The sequence below is a fragment of the Pseudoalteromonas maricaloris genome (assembly GCF_024746855.1).
Lineage (GTDB): Bacteria > Pseudomonadota > Gammaproteobacteria > Enterobacterales > Alteromonadaceae > Pseudoalteromonas > Pseudoalteromonas maricaloris.
In genome coordinates this window covers 80,272-99,409 of sequence record NZ_CP024625.1, presented here as the reverse complement: position 1 = coordinate 99,409, position 19,138 = coordinate 80,272, and the positions used below count along the sequence as shown (strand labels likewise).

Here is a 19,138-nt window from a genome sequence, read left to right as displayed (position 1 = left end):
ATTGCTTATCATTTAGTCTGCGTGGTAGTGTGAAGATACACCAAGACTAAAGAGGCGACAATGTTCAATCCGCTAACAGATGTTATTTTTAGACTAATTTGCCAAAATCAATCTTTAAAAGTGCACACTATTGCCGCCGCTCTGATGGAACAACAGCAACTACCTCGCCTTGATGAAGATGAAAATAAAAACCTATTTAAACGTAACTTCCTGATCATGAATGCCCTGTATCAACTTCAGCAAGAAGTGTTCGCTGAGGGGCAATATCTACATGTAGAAGCACTCAATATTTATCTAGCTCCACAATTAGATAAACATCCATTAGCGTTAGATGATCCGCTCAGAAGTTACTATTTAGACTGGCAGCATTACGAAACCAGTAGTGAAGAAGTGAGTGTTCTGTTAGATAATTTTTGGCAACAATTTACATTTAGCGGCGCTCGCCAGCAACTTACCATCAAACCTGACGAATTAAACGCGATTAAAACGCGCTGGCAACTACCTGAAGGTTATGATCGCAGAATGTTAAGCCAATGTTGGAGAAAACAGGCCCTGACTCATCACCCAGATAAATCAGGTGATGAGGAAACATTCAAACGCTTAATGAACGAGTATGAAATACTCAAGCAGGCCTTAAGCACGTAAGGCTTTATAGCGCTTATTTTTAATCTTACTATTGTTAAGCTTACGGAGTGCAGGCTTTACTGCTTCGCGTTTTACAGCCACGAATGTTTGCACATCATAAATATTGATTTTACCAATTTGCTTAAAGCTTATGCCTTCTTCACCCGTCAAACTGCCGACGATATCTCCTTTGCGGAGTTTTTGCTGCTTTCCGCCTTCAATCATGAGGGTCACCATATTCGACTTATAGGCTGGTTTTTCGAGCAGTGAATGACCCGGCAACGTGCCATGTTTTAGCTCTTGACCATATATTTCCGCCAACTGTTTTATTTTGAAGGCTTCTTTTTCTCCATAAAGAGATACTGCGATACCTTTGTGCTCACCCCGACCCGTACGACCAACACGGTGAATATGCGTCTGCGGCTCAAGCGCCAAATGATAGTTAACCACAAGCTCAACTTCCTCAACGTCGAGCCCTCGAGCGGCAACGTCAGTGGCAACTAAAATATTGGCACTCTTATTGGCAAAAGTGAGCAATGACCACTCACGTTCACCTTGATCTAAATCGCCATGTAACTCGACGCAAGCAAGTCCGGTTTGACGTAATTCTTCGAATAGTCGCTTAGTCTCAGCTTTGGTATTACAAAAAACGATACAGCTTTGCGGCTGGTGCTGCATTAATAGCACTCTCAGTGCGTTAAAGCGCATTTTATTGTTGTCTAACTTATAAAAGGTTTGCTTAATGCTGTGGTGTGCTTGCTCTTCTTTCGCTTCAACAAACTCTGGCTCACGCATATATTGCTTCGCCAGTTTCATGATCTTATCTGGGTAAGTCGCACTAAACATTAGTGTTTGTCGAACTTCAGGCACATACACTAAAATGCTTTCTAGCGTTTCAGTAAAGCCCATATCCAACATCTGATCGGCTTCGTCGAATACCACAGTCTGCGTTTCAGTCAGTATGAGTGAGCCATTAAAAACATGCTCTTCAACCCGACCAGGTGTACCAACAACTATATGCGCACCGTGTTGTAGCGCTCGAGTTTGAGGTTCAATTGGCACTCCTCCGCAGAGTGTTTGCACTTTGACATTACCAATTAAAGCCGCAACTTTTCTGATCTCTTGTGCGACTTGATCAGCCAACTCTCTCGTTGGACATAACACCAAAGCTTGAACATCATTGCACTCGGGCTGCAACTTATTTAGCAGCGCAAGCGAAAACACCAGTGTTTTACCAGATCCGGTTTTCCCTTTCACGACTAAATCTAGTCCAGTCAGCGCCGGCGCTAAACTCACAGACTGTACTGCTGTTGGCACCATGTAGTTAAGATCTACAAGGCGCTGAGCAAGCGCTTGGTTTAGAGGTAATTGAGAAAATGAAGTGATCGACACAGTGCTTTCCTATTCGCTATCTTAATCGCGTATTTTATACCAAATGTGTAAATTCGCTAACCGCTTTACCCTATTATTCCAAGATAAAGCGCCCTAGATTGTGGATGAATTTTCCTCATCGCAATACACGGACTTACATCACAATTTATGCTTTAATCGCTTGGTAACTCCATTTTTACCAAGGATTATCATGAAGTTTAAATCACTATTGGCATTTGGTTTATTAAGCGCAGGTTTGAGCACAGCACTGCAAGCCGAAGAATTTACTACACAACAACTAGAACAAGTTAAACAAGTCAGAGAAGCGGCAAGCCACAGCAACCTAAGCTGGCAATTACTAGAATCCCTCACCACAGAAGTAGGTCCACGCTTACCGGGTACTGAAAATGATAAAAAAGCGGTAGCTTGGGCAAAGAAACAACTTGAGCAATTGGGCTTTGACAAAGTCTGGCTTGAGGAGGCAACCTTTCCTGAATGGCGCCGCTACCATGAGTCTGCAAAAATCCTGATACCGAGCGAACAACCGCTACACCTTACTGCGCTCGGTAACAGCGTTAGCACACCAAAAGATGGCTTAAGTGGCGAAGTCGTGTTGTTTGAGACCCTCGATGAGCTGATTGCCGCGCCAGACAATAGCTTAAAAGGTAAAATAGCTTTTATTAATTACCGCATGAACCGCGACATTGATGGTAATGGCTATGGACCCGCGGTAAGAGCTCGTAATAGCGGCGCCGTAGAAGCGGCAAAAAAAGGCGCTATCGCCTATATGATGCGCTCTGTAAGCACCAGCCACCACCGCTTCGCGCACACTGGCGGCAGTCACTATAAAGCGGGCGTGACAAAAATCCCGTCCACAGCAGTTGCGAACCCAGATGCGGATCAGCTAGCACGCCTTATCAACTCAGGTCATGCCGTTAAAGTCGCGCTAAATATTCAAACCGAGGACTTAGGTGAAGGAACCAGTTACAACGTCATCGGTGAATTCACGGGCACCGAATTTCCAGAGCAATATGTCTTAATTGGTGGTCACTTAGACTCTTGGGATCTGGGTACTGGTGCTCTCGATGATGGCGCTGGTGTTGCATTAACGATGGCGGCAGCAAAGCACATTGCCGATGTAAAACGCCCTAAACGTAGTGTCCGCGTAGTCCTATTTGCAGCAGAAGAACTCGGTCTCTGGGGAGCAAAAGCTTATTTTAAAAAGCATCAGGCAGAATTAGACCGCATTGTAGCCGCGTCAGAGTCCGATTTTGGTGCAGATGTAGTGTATGCGTTTGAGTCAAACGTAAATGCCGCCTCTTTACCGGTTGTGCGCGAGATTGCAAAGCAGCTAGCGCCGCTCGGTGTTACTTATATTGGCAAGAATAGCGCACATGGTGGTCCTGACTTAATTCCGCTGAAAAATGCCACATCAGCGCCAATCTTCGCTTTACACCAAGATGGCACGGATTATTTTGATTATCACCACACAGCTGATGACACGCTTGATAAAGTCGATCCGGCAAAGTTAAAGCAAAATACTGCGGCGTACGCTGTATTTGCCTTAATGGCAGCCGACGCCAAAACGAAAATGGCAGGGAAATAAAATCTTACACTTATGGGGACAAGTACACTTGTCCCCTACACTCAAGTTGCCTACCTTAGACATACCCACACCTAACTAACTAATAGAATATGGAAATCAAAAGCGTATTTTTTTCCTTTTACGACACAATATTCAACGTTATCAGTAAATATAAAGTTGCCGTGTCGACACTGATTGTGGTCACTATTGCACTTTACTTTTATAACCAACATCAACAACAAGTCGCCAGTTATCAAACATACTTAACGTCCCCACAAATCGACGACCTTATTATTTTTGATGCTGGTAAAAACACTGGGCAAGTTTATGATCCGGCTTTTCAGGTCTTACAAATTACTGAGCTGACAGATAACAGCATTGAAGTGAAGGAAAGTGCCTACACTTACCGCACAATGCGTAACATCACCCGAGATATCCGTGTCAGCATGCTAATGACCGATCATTATTTTAAGCCACAAAGGCTGACGCTAGAAAAAGATAACCTATTAGACTTACTTGACGATGACACCATAGTCTCCGTCTACAGACCCGTCGGGATCCATGTGCTTGGCGGCGTTGTTAGACAACGATTTAAAAAGCCGAAGCCGCTATACAATGGACCTAAGATTTCAGCACAGAATCAAGAAGCAATTCACGCCTACAGCCAAGGAAACTTTGAAGAAGCAAAAGCGGGATTTGCCGCGGCGGCTGAAACCGGCAACCCGTGGGCACAATATAACTATGGGACAATGCTTCGCGATGGTGAAGGCGGTGCAAAAGACATTAAAAAAGCGATCCACTGGCTTAAACTTGCCGCCGAGCAAGATAATCATAAAGCACAAATGGCTCTGGCTAAGTTATGCCAAGACCACCCTTGTTAACTGTGACTTTGCTTGTGATACTGCATAGTCAAAACGTTTGCTTCAAACTCTTGTTGTGCCACAGGCTTAGAATGAAAATAGCCTTGTGTCATATCACACAGTAAATTCTTTAAAAACATGCATTGTGCAGGGGTTTCAACCCCTTCCGCAATGACCCTTAAGTTCAATTTATGCGCCATCAAGATAATCGCACTGACGAGCGCTTTATCTTCTTCATCTTCAGGTAAATCACGAATAAAGGTTCTATCAATTTTCAATTTAGAAAGCGGGAAGCGCTTGAGGTAACTCAACGACGAATATCCAGTACCAAAGTCGTCAATTGCCAGTTCTACGCCCATTTCTCTTAATGCTTTTAACTGTGACAATATTTTGTCTGAGTTTTCAACCAGTACCGACTCTGTGATTTCCAATGTCAGATACTTTGCTTCCAGTTTGGTATCTCTAAGTACTTTTCTTACTAGCTCGACCATATCTTGGCGTTTAAACTGAATACTAGAAACGTTAACTGCAATAAATAAGGGTCTACCGTAGTTGTCTTGCCAGGCTTTAACTTGAGAACAAGCGTGATACAGCACCCACTCCCCAATGGGTAAGATAAGGCCTAGTTCTTCGCAAACGGGAATAAACTGATCGGGTGAAACATGGCCAAGCAACTCACTTTTCCATCTTAATAACACCTCGCAGCCAACGAGGTCGCCGCTGCCAAGCTGTGAAAAAATGGGCTGGTACACCAGTGATAATTCTCGATTAGACAGTGCTTTATGCAAAGCACTTTCTAACACACTACGCGCTTTGGCATGTTGATGCATCGCTGAAGTATAGAATTGAAAACAGTCGCGACCATGTTCCTTGGCTTTATACATTGCACTGTCGGCATTACGGAGCAAAATTTTTCGATCAGTGCCGTCATCTGGGTAAAGCGTGATCCCCATACTACCGGATACATAAGCTTCGTGCCCTTCCAAATGAAAAGGGTTAGCTAACGCACGTAAAATCTTCGTCGCAACCAGCTCTAAATCACTGATAGAACTTATATCTTGTAGCAATAAAGCAAATTCATCCCCACCTAACCTTGCAACGGTATCAGAGCTGCGCACGCACTCATTAATACGGTTTGCTGCTTCTTTGAGTAATAGATCACCAATATGGTGCCCAAGCGTGTCATTCACTGCTTTAAAGCGGTCAAGATCGATAAAACAAATAGCAAAGCGCTCTTCTAGCTGAGCTGCTCGTTTTAACGCTAAATCAAATTTAACGTGATAATGATGGCGATTTGCAAGGCCCGTCAAACTATCAAAGTTGGCTTGCTGCCACATCAACTGTTCATTACGTTTTCTCGAGGTAATATCGCTGAATAGGGCTACATACATATCAATTTCCCGAGCTTCATTAAATACTGCGGATACCTGCAGCCAACTCGGATAAATTTCACCATTTTTGCGCTTGTTCCAAATCTCTCCTTCCCAATGGCCTCTATTAACTAAGTCATCGTATAACGCGTTGAAAAAGCGCTCATCGTGACGTCCAGAATTCAGGATTGCAGGCGTTTCCCCAATCACTTCATCCATGCCAAAGCCTGTAATTTCGCTAAATGCGCGATTTACCATTTGGATTTGATTATGTTTGTCGGAGACCAACACGCCTTCAGTGGTTGTCGCAAATACCGTACTTGCCAAGCGCTGTTCTCTTTCGTTCTCAAGCTCTTCTGTAATATCTTGAATAACATAGATAAAACCAAGCTTTGCTTGCGTTTCGCTTACTACAGGGGCACAAGAAACCCGAACATTGCGATAGCCAAAACGCGCATCAAGTTGGCACTCAAGCGTTCCTTCCGTTAGCAGCTTTTCACTATCAAGCACATCAAATAAGGTATAAATAGATTGTGATTTTAACGATTCTAAACTATCAAAATCCTTTAACACTGAGCCATTAGCGGCTTCAATGTGATGAGTTTCATCCGTAAACACCAGATATGCTTTAATACCATCAAAAATGGCACTAAGTTTCGCACCTTGGTCTTGTGCTCGCTGATTGGAGCGCCTCAGCCTGACCAAAACGGTCATCAATACCGCCATTGATAGAATAAGCACAGCAATTACCGCAGTTAACAAAATGACCTGTACCATATTGGCTTGCTTGATTTTTTCAGTCTGCAGCATGACCTGTTGTTCAAGATTGGCTTGGTAATGCCAAAGATCTTGCTGTAGCTTACGCTGCTCACTCATATCTTGAATGATAGAAAGTAACCTAGGTTTGCCATCGCTATCTTCAAATGGTGTCGAGTGAACACTTACTGTTTTCACACTACCGTCTGCAGTTTGATGTTGGAAGATAAAATAGTTACGGCCTTCATTTAAAGCCGCGTGACGCTCATTGGCAACCTGCTCGGCGGTAAATAAGTTGATATCTTGAATGACTTTTGATTCTAGTACCGCCTCGCTATAACCATAGAATGCGGCAGCAGCCTTATTGGCATCCAAAATTTTTCCAGACGTGGGCTCGATGATCAACATCACCGCGCTATGATTAGAAAAAGTATAATATGGTAACTCGTTAGCTGGTGCTGAAATACAAAACAGCAACAGCAGCCCCCGAGCAATTTTGACATCAACTTCAAACTCAGACCCCTCAGGATATCGTTTTATGCAACCGCGGCGACTATAGCGCAAAGGGTATGTGAGCTACATCGAAAGTCGATTTTTGCTTGTTTCATATCAAAACAACTCAACACACACATCTTTTTATAACAATTTATACACTTGCTCCGGCGTACTGACAAGCCGATAAGTTCTGAAAGTGTAGTCTATTTCAAAATACTGTAGACGCAAAAGTGAGTCACTAAACCTTTTCACCATCCCATCCGTACAGCTAGGAAAAATATGCCTAGTTGATATACTAGGCCAAACTCAACTCATAGTGCGCCGATGAAATACCAAGACTTACGAGATTTTATAGCCCAGCTTGAAAAACAAGGAGAACTTGTTCGCGTCAAGCAGCCCATTTCCACCAAACTAGAAATGACTGAAATTGCAGATCGAACGCTGCGAGCAGGTGGACCCGCTATCCTATTTGAAAACCCTGTAGGTTATGACATTCCGGTACTGGCTAACCTATTTGGCACACCAAAGCGCGTTGCAATGGGGATGGGACAAAGCGATGTCAGTGAGCTAAGAGAAGTCGGCAAGTTACTCGCTTTTTTAAAAGAACCCGATCCACCGAAGGGAATTAAAGAAGCCATTGGCCAGCTACCGGTATTCAAACAAGTGTTGAATATGCCAGCCAAGGAAGTGAAAAAAGCGCCATGCCAAGAAGTCGTATTGAGCGGTGATGAGGTCGATCTCACGACACTACCTATTCAACATTGCTGGCCTGGTGATGCCGCACCTTTAATTACATGGGGGTTAACGGTAACCAAAGGTCCTTATAAAAAGCGTCAGAACCTAGGGATTTATCGTCAGCAGCTATTGGGTAAAAACAAAATTATTATGCGCTGGCTATCACATCGCGGCGGCGCGCTTGATTTTCAGGAGTGGTGCAAAGAGCATCCGGGCGAACCGTATCCGGTATCGGTTGCACTTGGCGCTGATCCGGCGACGATTTTAGGTGCGGTAACCCCGGTTCCCGATACGCTAAGCGAATATGCATTTGCAGGTCTACTGCGTGGTAGTAAGACACAGGTCGTTAAATCTATTTCTAACGAACTGCAAGTACCAGCGAGTGCCGAAATCGTCTTAGAAGGATATATTCAACCGGGCGAGCTTGCGCCAGAAGGTCCATATGGCGATCACACAGGCTATTACAATGAAGTTGACGACTTCCCTGTAATGACTGTCACTCATATAACGCATCGCAAAGATCCAATTTATCACAGCACTTATACTGGCCGCCCACCTGATGAGCCAGCCATTCTTGGTGTTGCCCTCAACGAAGTATTCGTGCCGATTTTACAAAAGCAATTTCCGGAAATCGTCGATTTTTACCTTCCACCAGAAGGCTGCTCATACCGCATGGCGGTCGTCACCATGAAAAAGCAGTATCCGGGGCATGCTAAACGCGTGATGATGGGCGTATGGTCTTTCCTTAGACAATTTATGTACACCAAGTTTGTCATTGTTTGCGATGATGATGTAAATGCTCGCGACTGGAATGATGTGATCTGGGCGATAACCACACGTATGGATCCCGCAAGAGACACCACCTTAGTTGAAAGCACGCCTATCGATTATCTCGATTTTGCTTCCCCTGTGTCCGGCCTTGGCTCTAAAATGGGTATGGACGCAACCAACAAATGGCCGGGTGAGACCGACCGTGAATGGGGCGAGCCTATCGTTATGGATCCCGAGGTTAAACAACGCGTTGACGAAATTTGGGATACCCTAGGGATCACCATCAAATGACATATATCATCTAACATTGTGCACTCAGCTATGCTAGAGTGCACAGACTTTAGCCACGTGCTTAATAAAGGTAACACATGCAAGTATTAGCAGCAGAGGTTGTCTCAATTACACCTCTTACGGAATTTGTTCACAAAGTTATATTAAAACCTGAAGAAGCGGTGCAATTCGAAGCCGGCCAGTATCTGCAATTGGTACTTGGTGAAAAAGACAAACGTGCTTTCTCGATTGCCAGCAGCCCTTCAAAAACAGAGCAGTTAGAGCTACATATCGGTGCTTCTGGCGCTGACTCTTATGCCATGCAGTCACTAGATCACCTACGTAACGCTTTTGATACAAAGCAAACCGTTGCATTAGAAGTTGGTCTTGGCGTATCTCAGATCCGTATTGATCAAGCGCGTCCACTAGTACTCCTTGCCGGCGGTACTGGATTTTCTTATGTCAAATCTATGGCCGATCACTTGGCTGAAACAGGTTACGACCAACCAGTATTATTTTACTGGGGTGTAAAAGAAGAAGCTGCGCTATATGCAAAAGCGGAGATGGAAGCTTGGGCCGCCTCAAATAAACACTTTCAGTTTATTCCTGTGGTAGAAAATGCCAGTGAAGCATGGAAAGGCCATCGTGGTTTCGTTCATCAGGCTGTGATGAAAGATATCGTTTCTTTAGAGCCGTACAGCATTTATATGGCAGGCCGCTTTGACATGATTGGCATCGTGCGTGATGACTTTATCAATCATGGTGCTGAGCGCGACTTTATGTACGCCGACGCTTTTGCGTTTATTAAGTAACCTGAGCTGCGGATAATTAATGCCTTTCTAGCAGCCAGTTTTAGCGCTAACTGCGTTGAATTCACTTCCAATAGCCAGCTATTGGTGCGTAAATTCGCCTTGTTTTCCCTAAAACTCTTTGGCTAGACAAGGAAAAAACTAAGTTGTTCTTTAGAAACAATGAGTTGGAACATTCTTATCCAAACCTCAGGTTAAGTAACTTAAGCCAAGTTATTTAATAGCAATTTATCCAATGTGTGGCAGGTCTTTAGTCACACATTGAAAAAACAGAACGAACCAATCAAAACAATCCATTTTACCAAAGCAGTCTCACCCGCTACTCTCATATTACACACAAACACCGCGAGAAGTATGATGAGTAAACTCTATGTTCGTGACATCATGTCACCCGATTTCCCACTGTTAACCGCCGAGACCGAGCTAACCGACGCGATTAGTTTGCTACAAAAGCATCATTTAATTGGTGCGCCAGTGATAGATGCACAGCGTCATCTTGTTGGATTTATTTCAGAGCAGCAGCTGCTTAAGCCTTTGCTTAATTCCAGCTACTTTTGTGATGGTAAAGTACAGCTGAGAGACTTACTGACTACGCCTGCCCTCAGCATTGAAGCTGCAACAACCGTTGTCGACCTTGCACAACGTATGCAGCAAAATAGTCCTAAGGTATATCCCGTACTCAATGAAGGCAAAGTGATTGGAATTGTGACACGCAGCCAAGTCGTTGCGGCGCTAAAAGAGAGTTATCTTAGCTGTGCGGGGTGATCCCACACAGCAATTTCAGCCTACGCTTTCTTTGCAAGCAACGCTTTTTTATCAGCTTCGCTTAAAAAGGCAATCTCAACCGCATTGCGCTGCGCTTTATGGATATCACTCAAATCTAAACCTGCCGCCGCAGCTGCATGGCTATACTCGTTATCCAACTCGATACCTTGAACCGCAGGGTCATCGGTATTGATAGTTGCCAATACACCATGATCTAAAAATGCTTTCAATGGATGCGTGGTTAAACTTTCGACAGTGCTTGTTTGGATGTTACTGGTTAGGCAAGACTCGATCCCGATACGATTATCACGTAAATAGTCCATCAGAGCTGGGTCATGGATTGCTTTAACTCCGTGACCGATACGTGTTGCACCAAGTTCTTTAATGGCTTGCCAGATACTTACCGTGCCCTCAGCTTCGCCAGCATGTACCGTCACCCCAAGGTAAGCATCGCGAACCTGCTTATAATGTTCAATAAACAGCTCGCCAGGGAAGCCCAGCTCGTCACCCGCGAGGTCAATCGCAACCAACTGCTCTTTAAAGGCAAGTAGCGCGTCTAGCTCATATTGGCATTTCTCAACACCAAATGTGCGTGACATAATCCCGATCAGGTTAACCTTAATGTCTTGGCCTTTAACTGCACTTTGTACACCGTCGACTACGGCTTCAACAACGCCCTGCGGGTGTAGATTATGGGTTTTTGCCATGTAGTAAGGACTAAACCTTAGCTCTGTGTAATCAATACCTTGTGCAACTGCGTCGGCAACATTTTCAATCGCAATACGGCGACAAGCATCGTAGTCACCTAGTACCTTTACACCCCAATCTAGTTTTTCAAGAAACGCCATTAGATTGGGTGCATTGTCCAACACTTGAACATGCGGGCGTAGACCTTCGAGATCCGTTGCCGGTAAATCCATATTAAACTGCTGGCCAAGTTCTAAAATCGTTGTAGCACGAACGTTACCATCTAAGTGGCGATGTAAATCTAATAGTGGGAGTGTGTTATTGATCATAAGAGACTCGATTTGCAGTTAAAATTTTAGGGATCATACGCACCTAAACTGAGATAGCAAGGACATATGTCAGAATTGAGTATAGCTAACTTTAATGCAAAAAAGCCTGCACATTGCTGCGCAGGCTTTTCGTTATGATTTTGCGATTAAATACGCTTTCTCGTAGGTATGCATTTTTTCGTAGGCGAGCTGAGCTTGCTTACTCCAGCGCGCCTCCCAAGGGTTTGCACTTAAAGAATCAAAGATCTTCGCAGCAAGCTCATAATCCCCCTCAGCATTGCAAAGGCAAGCCAAGGAGAACAGCAGCTCCTTGTCATCTGGATGTTTTTTCAATTGCTGCTGCAGTGCTAACTTGAGTTCATTACTACTTTGCGTGCTGTGTTGCAGATAGTCGGCCAGCTGGCGATATTGACCTTGTTTGAGCAGCTTCTTGAGCTCACCCAACACTTCCGCTATGCGTCCCTGTTGTAGCTTCACCTTATTAAGAGCTGGTATCGCATGCGCTTTTACTGCCTTAGCTAGCATATTAAACAAAGTGTCTGCTTGCTCTGGGGCTATTACAAACATGCGCTCGAACACACTCTGCCACTGTGTATCACTCCAGTTGAGCTTTTTGTGCCACTTCGCGATTTGTGCAGCGGCCAGCTCGGGTTGCTTAGCCTGTAGGCAAGCTAAAATGTAACCGCTAAGCACCGCTGAAGTTGGTTTAGCCGCAGACATTTTATCATCAAGTAAAGCCAACGCCTGTTCACTATTATTTGCCTCTAGCCATAGTGCCGCAAGCTGTCCTTGGTTGTCATCCGATATTGCTTCTAGCTCCGTATTCGCTTTGACAACATCTCCTTGCTTTAACGCCGCTTTGGCTGCGATGGCACGCACATAGTCTTGGCGTTCATCCGGCTGCGGCGTTTTCGTCAACAAGGTTGCGGCTTGTTCCACTTCGCCGTTAATAAATAGCCACAAACTTTCGTTCCATGCTTGTTGCGCTTTTAGTTTACGCTTTCTGGAAAAATGACCTTTCGTATTGACTAGACGATGCCACGACCAACGCACTACCTTACCCAACAACACTAAAGTGGTGATGGCGAGTAATAACAAGATAGTGAAAGACACTATGCTGCCTTCAATCGTGGTTTGATTGAAGGAGATCAACACATAGCCTTTCTCATCAATGAGCAAATGACTGGCGGCTAGCGCGATAAAGATAAGCGCAAAGGTGATGATTTTTGCCATCATTTTAGCCACCCTTTTACTGCTGCTGGGGTGGCAAGCTCAATCGACTCTTGGCGCTGAACTTCACTGCGGCTCAGCTTGTTTAAAGCCTGCTGCATCGCGCTCACAGGCGCGTGTTGCGTATCAAAATAACGCGCCAACGTGTCGGCTGCACTATCAAGCGCACTGAAGTAAATGCTCGCTTGTTGATCCATTAATGCGGTTTGTGCTTGGGTTAAATAGGCACGCAGCTGCGTGCGTATAAGCAGCTGCTCGTTTTTATCTAGGAGTGGGTCTATCACCATTTCATCATGGTGACGTATGGTAATAAAGTCATCAACCAATCCCCGCCAAGAGCGCTTTAAGTTCGCTTGCCAATCATCAACCTGTTGCGATAGCGCAGCATCTTCACTCGCTGCCTTTTGCGGAATTTGCTTGGTTTTGATCGTTAGCGTATCAACTTGAGACAATAAACCATGAAGCTCAAAGTAAAGTGACTCCGTTTGTGGCTTAGGCAAGGCCTTCAAAGCCGCAATATCTGTAGCAATCGCCTGTTTAACAGCAGCCGTGTTGGACTCAGACTCTAAGCTCTCTTGCAAGCGCTGCAGGATAGCAGTTGCGCCAAGATAATCTTGCTCTGCCGCAACTTTAAATGCAGCAAGGCGCTGTAAATACAATGCCTCAGAGGCCACTGCACCGCTTACTTGCTGCTGCGCCTTGGCAAGCGTCTGCGTTAACTGGGTTTCCACATGTTGCTGCTGCTCAGCCAATCGCTTTGCGACATTGTCTTGCAGCGAATCAAGCACATTTTCTACTCGTTGAAGTTGCGACTTAGCACCACTCAGCTGCGTGTTTAATAGCTGATTTTCAGCGTTAATCGCTTGGTTAGCTAGCAACGCTTGCTGCAACTGTTGTTGCTGTTGCAAATAAACATAGCCAGCACCAGCACCACTACCCAGCGCCACTAATAATGCAAGGAGCGCAACCTTACTCACACCAGCCTTCGCGTGATGTGGCGTTACGGTTTGCTCTGCTGCTTTTGCAGCTTGCGGGGTATTTGTATTCTTTGTTTGCGATTCAGACTGAGTCATTTTGCGCCCTTGCTGCTTGGTATAGTCGATGATACTCCCTGCGATGGCACGATTATCAGGGCCATGACATACCACAATTTGAGACTGTTCGATGTTATAGGATTGCTGTACATGCTCAGCAATACGTTGGCTCACAACAAAGAAAGTGCGCTGAGCCAACCAATCTTTACTTGCTGACGACTGCGTATTAAAAATCGCATCCGCTGCACTATTACTGGTAATGACTATACCTTCAATCTGCTGGCTTCGCCAGTGGTCTAACCAGCCATCTGCATTGTCTTTTACGGCAACGCGTTCATAAACCACTAGACTGTCAAGGATGGCACCTCGCGCTTTTAAAGTTTGCGCAATGACGGGACGCCCGCCTTTCCCTTTGACCAACAATACACGCTTGCCCTCAACAGAGGACAGCTGCGGGAGTGCAAGCAAGCCTTCGGAATCAGGTTGTTTAGGATATTTAGCCTTGATATTTAGGGTCTGCTGGATAGCATCGGCCGTGCCTTCGCCAACAGCAAAAGCTGCGCAATGTCCGGCTAATGGTACTTCTAATTGGTGAAAGTATCGCACCGCATCTGGCGAGACAAAAATAGCTAACTCGGCTTCGCTTATCATTGCTTTGGCGGTGTCACTCACCGCCACTTCATTAAGCTGCAATACTGGGCAAATCACTGAGCTAATTTGCTGCTGTGTCAGTAACTCAGATAAAGGTTCTGATTTGCCAACGGGTCGAGTTAGCACAACTTTCATTTAAGCGTCCCTATAAACCTCAGCAAGAATTTTATCTGCACCTTGCGCAAGTAAGGATTCTGCCAATTGAATTCCAAGTTGCTCAGCCTCTGCAACCGTACCAGAGCATTCGCCGCGCAAGATTTCGCTGCCATCGACAGCACCTACTAAGCCGCGCAAGTGCACCTGATCGCCCGAGACTTCTGCATAAGCACCGATTGGAACCTGACATCCCCCTTCCAAACGGCGGTTCATTGCACGCTCGGCAAGTACACGAATACGTGTATCAGTGTGTTCCAGTGGTGCAAGGAATGCTTTAGTTTGAGCATCATCGCTACGACATTCGATACCGACAGCGCCTTGACCATTGGCCGGTAATGAATCTTCAGGTTCAATATAACTTGCGATTCTATCCACCATTTCTAAACGGATAAGTCCCGCTGCGGCCAAAATAATGGCATCAAACTCACCTGCATCTAGCTTGGCTAGGCGAGTATTCACATTACCGCGTAAGTCTTTAATGATTAAGTCCGGACGAGCCGCTCGAATTTGACATTGGCGACGCAGGCTTGAAGTGCCAACCACAGCGCCCTCAGGCAACTCTGCAAGTGAGGTATAAGTATTAGACACAAACGCGTCTCTTGGGTCTTCGCGTTCGCAAATAGTATGCAGCTCGAGCCCTTCTGGGAAATCAACAGGTACATCTTTCATTGAATGTACTGCAATATCTGCGCGCCCTTCTAACATGGCCTGCTCAAGTTCTTTGACGAACAACCCTTTCCCGCCAATTTTTGCCAGTGGCGTATCTAAGATCTTGTCGCCTTTCGTCGACATCGGTACGAGCTCTACTTTTAGATTCGAATGGTGTTTTTCAAGCTCTGCCTTCACAAATTCGGCTTGCCATAGCGCCAAAGCACTTTTGCGCGTTGCAATACGTAATATGGAAACTTGTTCTGTCATGATTTGCCTTTCATTTATTGCAGCGTTATTGCCGCTGCAAAGAGTTAACTATGTGGTGACGGCAGTCAGTCACGTGCTGCCATACACAATGCTGCGAGTAAGATTATTGCTGACTGTTATCCACAATGCGGAACGTCTTTTGGGCAAGCAGTTGTCCAGACTGCGTCACCACCTCAACACGCCAATCTCCGGTTTGACTCGGCATGACGTTCTTACTTGAATAAGTACGATAGCGCGCGGCTTGGATCGGCAGCTCCACTTCTGCCATCAGCTCGTCTTGATGGAACCACAGGTGCGACACCACTTGATCTTTAAGCGCGTGTACTTCAGTGAAAAAGTAAAGCTTGTCACTAAACTGAGTGGTCGCAATCACGTCTTTCAACACGTTCGTTGGTTCGCGGTCATCAATCATAGTAGTGAGTACAGCGCGGCTGATAAATTGCGTGTCTATTTTTGCCCCTAGCGCGACACTGGCTATGCGCGCTTCAGCATCAAATTGATTTTTAGCTTCAGCCCTTGTTTCTGTTTCTGTTTCTGTTTCTGTTTCTGTTTCTGTTTCTGTTTCTGTTTCTGTTTCTGTTTCTGTTTCTGTTTCTGTTTCTGTTTCTGTTTCTGTTTCTGTTTCTGTTTCTTCAGAAGTGTGCTGTTGCACTTGGTCTAACGCAATAACTTGAGCGACCTCTATTGAGGTCGTCGCGGCACCAGCAGGGGTGAGTTCGGGCGTCGTTAACACGCTATCGGGTGAGGTATCCGCACTTGGCTGCTCGCCGTCACGATCCACATTAGAGTCTACTGGTGCAGGAGAGTCATTCAGTGATGTATCGGTTTGCGCAATGGTAGCATGTATAGGTACTGCCACTTGGACATCATCTTCATCTGCGTTGACGTTATCCACAACACCGTAAACCCCCGCGGTTGCAATGCCAGCAAATGCTGCCGTTGCCATAAAAATGCGTTTCCAGTGCCATTGATAGGTCACCGCTGAGGGCTCTGAGGGTTGCTTACTCACCGACGTTTTTATGACAATCTTTTGTGACATTGCTTTGCTCCTGTATCTGTCACCAGTACCTTATACCACTTAATATTAATCGCTCAGTCTCGTAATTAACCAAGCGCGAATGGCTTTTAACTCTTCAAGACATACCTGATGCTCCATTGGGTAGTCTTGCCAGCTCACTTCATAGCCTTGCTGTTGTAACGTGTTAAATGCGTGCTCACCTGCAAACATCGGCACGACAGGATCAGCACTGCCATGCGCCATAAAAATAGTAAGCTCGCTTTGCTGTGCTTCTGCGCTGAGCTTTTCAGGCACACACATATAAGTTGATAGTGCCATGACACCAGCCAATTTAACAGTTAAACGCGGTGCAAGATGGAGCGCAATCACGCCCCCTTGAGAAAATCCAGCTAGGATAATACGGTTAGCTGGAATACCTTTATCTAACTGTGCCTGAATTAACGCTTCAACCTGAGCTGAAGAGTCTCGCACACCTTGCTCATCCGCTCTTTTATCCAGATCAAATGATTTAATGTCATACCATGCACGCATCACCATACCACCATTTATAGTGACCGGCTGCTCTGGTGCATGTGGAAAAATAAAGTGTGCACCCAATTCGTCAGGCAGGTTTAACTCAGAGGCAATGGGTAAAAAGCCGTTACCTGAATCACCTAAACCATGAAGCCAAATAATACTCGCTTTATGTTGTCCTTTGGCAGGATAATCTACAAACTCCAACATTAATCGTGCTGCCACTCTATTGCGATATTTGCCTGTTTAGTCGCCGCGTCGCTCATAAACTGCCAAAACTCAGCACCGGAGCGATTATCAATCCACTGATCGCCACGCAACTCAAAGTGATGACCATTAAACTTAGTCGCCACCCAGACTTGGTGCAATGGTGCTTGTTTGTTAATAACAATTTTGCTCTTGTCAGGGAAAATAATCTCTAGAATTCCCGATGCTGATTCGTAATCTAAATCAGCGTCACAATCATCGATCTGCTCTTCAATAGTCAACATTAGCGCATCGGCTAACTCATGATATTCACTTTCTGTCATCGTGATTTCCTCTTACTGACGCACTGCGGCATGGTGCCTAAGCTTAACTCGCTATTTGAGCAATTTGATGAAGACGAAATTTCAATAGCGAAAAGCTGCTTTTTTTATCAATTCTGTTACTCTGCGATTATAAAGGCACTGACACGAATTATCTAATGAAAGCGACACCTTATAAATTTAGCGTAACGGCACTTGTTTTTACTACTTTAATCGGATTATCGGGTTGCGGTCAAAGCGGTCCGCTTTATTTGCCTGAACAACAGGCTAAAAAATCAAACCAACCGAAAGCAGCACAAGCAAACCAGCCTGAAGCAGAGCAACAGGAGCGTTAAAATGGATTATTTCAATTATCAAGATGGCGAACTATTCGCTGAAGATGTCGCCATAACCACAATCGCCGAGCAATATGGCACTCCTTGCTATATCTACTCGAAGAAGACTTTAGCGCGGCATTATCACGCTTTTACGGATGCCGCAGCCGGTCATCCCCACTTAGTGTGCTACGCAGTAAAGGCGAATTCAAATATCGCCGTGCTGAACGTCTTGGCTCAGCTTGGTTCTGGTTTTGATATCGTGTCGAAAGGTGAACTTGCGCGAGTGCTAAAAGCAGGGGGAGATCCTCAAAAAGTCGTTTTTTCTGGTGTTGCGAAAACGGAAGATGAAATTGCGTTTGCGCTTGAGACTGGGATTAAATGCTTTAATGTTGAGTCGATTGCAGAGCTTCACCGTATCAGTGAAGTGGCAACCAGACTGGATAAAATTGCGCCAATTTCATTGCGTGTAAACCCAGATATCGATGCAAAAACTCACCCCTATATTTCAACCGGGTTAAAAGAGAACAAATTTGGTATTGATATCAAAGCCGCATTTGATGTTTACCAGCTCGCTTATGCCCTACCGGGTTTAAAAGTGGTTGGGATCGACTTTCATATCGGCTCTCAGTTGGTTGAGGTTAATCCATTTTTAGCGGCGTTAGATAAAGTGCTGGCTCTAATCTCTCAACTTGAAAAAGCGGGAATTTACTTGCATCACCTCGATATCGGTGGCGGTCTTGGCGTGCCTTATGACGGTGAAAAGCCGCCGCATCCGAGTGCTTACGCTGCAGAGATTAAAGCGCGATTGGCGCAGTTCAATGATCTAGAACTCATTTTTGAGCCTGGTCGAGCGATTGCTGCCAATGCCGGTGTGCTGGTGACTAAAGTCGAATTTATTAAGCCAACCGAGCATAAGCATTTTGCAATTGTTGATGCTGGCATGAACGACATGTTACGACCATCGCTTTATCAGGCTTGGCAAAATATCGTACCAGTCACACCGCGAGACGACGTTGACGCGATAAATTACGACGTGGTTGGTCCAGTATGTGAAACGGGTGACTTTCTAGGTAAAGACCGAGTACTTAAAATAAAGGCTGGTGACTTATTAGTACAGCGCAGTGCAGGCGCGTATGGCTTTACCATGAGTTCAAATTACAACTCACGCCCCCGCTGTGCAGAGGTCATGGTTGATAACAATCAACACCATCTAATCCGCCAAAGAGAGCCGTTAGAATCTCTGTGGCAATTTGAGCAACTACTGCCACAATAATCGACTTGGATACGTCCTAGGGATGCAAAGCAAGGCTTAATGCCAAGCCGCTTCCCTAGTCGAGGTATCCATGG

At 45.3% G+C, this 19,138-nt stretch carries 17 protein-coding genes; 8 read left to right on the top strand and 9 right to left on the bottom strand.

The genetic code is table 11. The features are described 5' to 3' along the window. The first annotated feature begins 60 nt into the window (after positions 1-60). On the top strand, positions 61-645 hold the full coding sequence (locus CTT31_RS00485; protein WP_260491758.1) for a DNA-J related domain-containing protein: 585 nt from the start codon (positions 61-63) through the stop codon (positions 643-645). Here the strand turns inward: CTT31_RS00485 and dbpA are convergent. Further along, positions 634-2,016 carry an ATP-dependent RNA helicase DbpA gene (dbpA, locus tag CTT31_RS00480; protein WP_260491757.1) on the bottom strand — a complete coding sequence of 461 codons (1,383 nt, stop codon included), beginning with the start codon at positions 2,014-2,016 and terminating at the stop codon, positions 634-636. The two genes, CTT31_RS00485 and dbpA, sit on opposite strands and share 12 nt — an antisense overlap. A gap of 190 nt (positions 2,017-2,206) precedes the next feature. Between dbpA and CTT31_RS00475 the strand changes: the two genes are divergently transcribed. Together CTT31_RS00475 and CTT31_RS00470 are read left to right on the top strand one after the other, a co-directional pair. Continuing rightward, the gene (locus tag CTT31_RS00475; RefSeq protein WP_017219416.1) at positions 2,207-3,601 is read left to right on the top strand and encodes a M20/M25/M40 family metallo-hydrolase; all 1,395 of its coding nucleotides are present in this window, start codon (positions 2,207-2,209) and stop codon (positions 3,599-3,601) included. Between the two features lie 89 nt (positions 3,602-3,690). Beyond that, entirely contained in the window at positions 3,691-4,461 is a 771-nt protein-coding gene (locus CTT31_RS00470; RefSeq protein ID WP_211858975.1) for a tetratricopeptide repeat protein, read from the top strand. Here CTT31_RS00470 and CTT31_RS00465 read toward each other — a convergent pair. Continuing rightward, positions 4,458-7,130, bottom strand: coding sequence for a sensor domain-containing protein (locus CTT31_RS00465; protein WP_260491756.1), 2,673 nt, complete (start codon positions 7,128-7,130; stop codon positions 4,458-4,460). The genes CTT31_RS00470 and CTT31_RS00465 overlap by 4 nt on opposite strands. A gap of 255 nt (positions 7,131-7,385) precedes the next feature. On the opposite strand from CTT31_RS00465, the gene ubiD reads away from it, so the two are divergent. The 3 genes from ubiD to CTT31_RS00450 all read left to right on the top strand — a co-directional run bounded on the left by ubiD (position 7,386) and on the right by CTT31_RS00450 (position 10,411). Beyond that, the gene (gene ubiD, locus CTT31_RS00460) at positions 7,386-8,858 is read left to right on the top strand and encodes a 4-hydroxy-3-polyprenylbenzoate decarboxylase (RefSeq protein WP_010378157.1); all 1,473 of its coding nucleotides are present in this window, start codon (positions 7,386-7,388) and stop codon (positions 8,856-8,858) included. A gap of 77 nt (positions 8,859-8,935) precedes the next feature. After that, positions 8,936-9,649 carry an NAD(P)H-flavin reductase gene (fre, locus tag CTT31_RS00455; protein ID WP_260491755.1) on the top strand — a complete coding sequence of 238 codons (714 nt, stop codon included), beginning with the start codon at positions 8,936-8,938 and terminating at the stop codon, positions 9,647-9,649. Positions 9,650-10,000: 351 nt separating this feature from the next. Then, complete coding sequence (locus tag CTT31_RS00450) at positions 10,001-10,411, top strand: CBS domain-containing protein (RefSeq protein WP_370649630.1); 411 nt, start codon at positions 10,001-10,003, stop codon at positions 10,409-10,411. A 20-nt stretch (positions 10,412-10,431) separates the two neighbouring features. On the opposite strand, the gene add is transcribed toward CTT31_RS00450, so the two are convergent. From add to cyaY, 7 genes are all read right to left on the bottom strand, one after another. Further along, positions 10,432-11,427, bottom strand: coding sequence for an adenosine deaminase (gene add, locus CTT31_RS00445; protein ID WP_260491754.1), 996 nt, complete (start codon positions 11,425-11,427; stop codon positions 10,432-10,434). Between the two features lie 132 nt (positions 11,428-11,559). Beyond that, positions 11,560-12,663 (bottom strand): heme biosynthesis HemY N-terminal domain-containing protein, encoded by a 1,104-nt coding sequence (locus CTT31_RS00440; RefSeq protein ID WP_260491753.1) that lies wholly within the window; start codon positions 12,661-12,663, stop codon positions 11,560-11,562. Continuing rightward, on the bottom strand, positions 12,660-14,477 hold the full coding sequence (locus tag CTT31_RS00435; protein WP_260491752.1) for a uroporphyrinogen-III synthase: 1,818 nt from the start codon (positions 14,475-14,477) through the stop codon (positions 12,660-12,662). The genes CTT31_RS00440 and CTT31_RS00435 overlap by 4 nt, the downstream gene beginning before the upstream one ends. Beyond that, positions 14,478-15,416, bottom strand: coding sequence for a hydroxymethylbilane synthase (hemC, locus tag CTT31_RS00430; RefSeq protein ID WP_211858970.1), 939 nt, complete (start codon positions 15,414-15,416; stop codon positions 14,478-14,480). It abuts the gene before it with no gap. 103 nt (positions 15,417-15,519) lie between these two features. Then, positions 15,520-16,455 (bottom strand): DUF2914 domain-containing protein, encoded by a 936-nt coding sequence (locus tag CTT31_RS00425; protein ID WP_260491751.1) that lies wholly within the window; start codon positions 16,453-16,455, stop codon positions 15,520-15,522. A gap of 45 nt (positions 16,456-16,500) precedes the next feature. Further along, the gene (locus CTT31_RS00420) at positions 16,501-17,157 is read right to left on the bottom strand and encodes an alpha/beta hydrolase (RefSeq protein ID WP_010604231.1); all 657 of its coding nucleotides are present in this window, start codon (positions 17,155-17,157) and stop codon (positions 16,501-16,503) included. Further along, complete coding sequence (gene cyaY / locus CTT31_RS00415) at positions 17,157-17,477, bottom strand: iron donor protein CyaY (protein ID WP_010378141.1); 321 nt, start codon at positions 17,475-17,477, stop codon at positions 17,157-17,159. The genes CTT31_RS00420 and cyaY overlap by 1 nt, the downstream gene beginning before the upstream one ends. Positions 17,478-17,632: 155 nt before the next feature. Between cyaY and lptM the strand changes: the two genes are divergently transcribed. Together lptM and lysA are read left to right on the top strand one after the other, a co-directional pair. Next, entirely contained in the window at positions 17,633-17,809 is a 177-nt protein-coding gene (gene lptM, locus CTT31_RS00410) for an LPS translocon maturation chaperone LptM (RefSeq protein ID WP_010604229.1), read from the top strand. Between the two features lies 1 nt (position 17,810). After that, complete coding sequence (gene lysA, locus CTT31_RS00405; RefSeq protein WP_102055833.1) at positions 17,811-19,064, top strand: diaminopimelate decarboxylase; 1,254 nt, start codon at positions 17,811-17,813, stop codon at positions 19,062-19,064. The last annotated feature ends 74 nt before the right edge of the window (positions 19,065-19,138 follow it).

Excerpts from the sequence above, each read along its gene's own strand:
- CTT31_RS00485 (WP_260491758.1), top strand. The coding sequence starts at position 61 with ATGTTCAATCCGCTAACAGATGTTATTTTTAGACTAATTTGCCAAAAT.
- CTT31_RS00475 (WP_017219416.1), top strand. The coding sequence starts at position 2,207 with ATGAAGTTTAAATCACTATTGGCATTTGGTTTATTAAGCGCAGGTTTG.
- CTT31_RS00470 (WP_211858975.1), top strand. The coding sequence starts at position 3,691 with ATGGAAATCAAAAGCGTATTTTTTTCCTTTTACGACACAATATTCAAC.
- ubiD (WP_010378157.1), top strand. The coding sequence starts at position 7,386 with ATGAAATACCAAGACTTACGAGATTTTATAGCCCAGCTTGAAAAACAA.
- fre (WP_260491755.1), top strand. The coding sequence starts at position 8,936 with ATGCAAGTATTAGCAGCAGAGGTTGTCTCAATTACACCTCTTACGGAA.
- CTT31_RS00450 (WP_370649630.1), top strand. The coding sequence starts at position 10,001 with ATGATGAGTAAACTCTATGTTCGTGACATCATGTCACCCGATTTCCCA.
- add (WP_260491754.1), bottom strand. The coding sequence starts at position 11,427 with ATGATCAATAACACACTCCCACTATTAGATTTACATCGCCACTTAGAT.
- CTT31_RS00440 (WP_260491753.1), bottom strand. The coding sequence starts at position 12,663 with ATGATGGCAAAAATCATCACCTTTGCGCTTATCTTTATCGCGCTAGCC.
- CTT31_RS00435 (WP_260491752.1), bottom strand. The coding sequence starts at position 14,477 with ATGAAAGTTGTGCTAACTCGACCCGTTGGCAAATCAGAACCTTTATCT.
- hemC (WP_211858970.1), bottom strand. The coding sequence starts at position 15,416 with ATGACAGAACAAGTTTCCATATTACGTATTGCAACGCGCAAAAGTGCT.
- CTT31_RS00425 (WP_260491751.1), bottom strand. The coding sequence starts at position 16,455 with ATGTCACAAAAGATTGTCATAAAAACGTCGGTGAGTAAGCAACCCTCA.
- CTT31_RS00420 (WP_010604231.1), bottom strand. The coding sequence starts at position 17,157 with ATGTTGGAGTTTGTAGATTATCCTGCCAAAGGACAACATAAAGCGAGT.
- cyaY (WP_010378141.1), bottom strand. The coding sequence starts at position 17,477 with ATGACAGAAAGTGAATATCATGAGTTAGCCGATGCGCTAATGTTGACT.
- lptM (WP_010604229.1), top strand. The coding sequence starts at position 17,633 with ATGAAAGCGACACCTTATAAATTTAGCGTAACGGCACTTGTTTTTACT.
- lysA (WP_102055833.1), top strand. The coding sequence starts at position 17,811 with ATGGATTATTTCAATTATCAAGATGGCGAACTATTCGCTGAAGATGTC.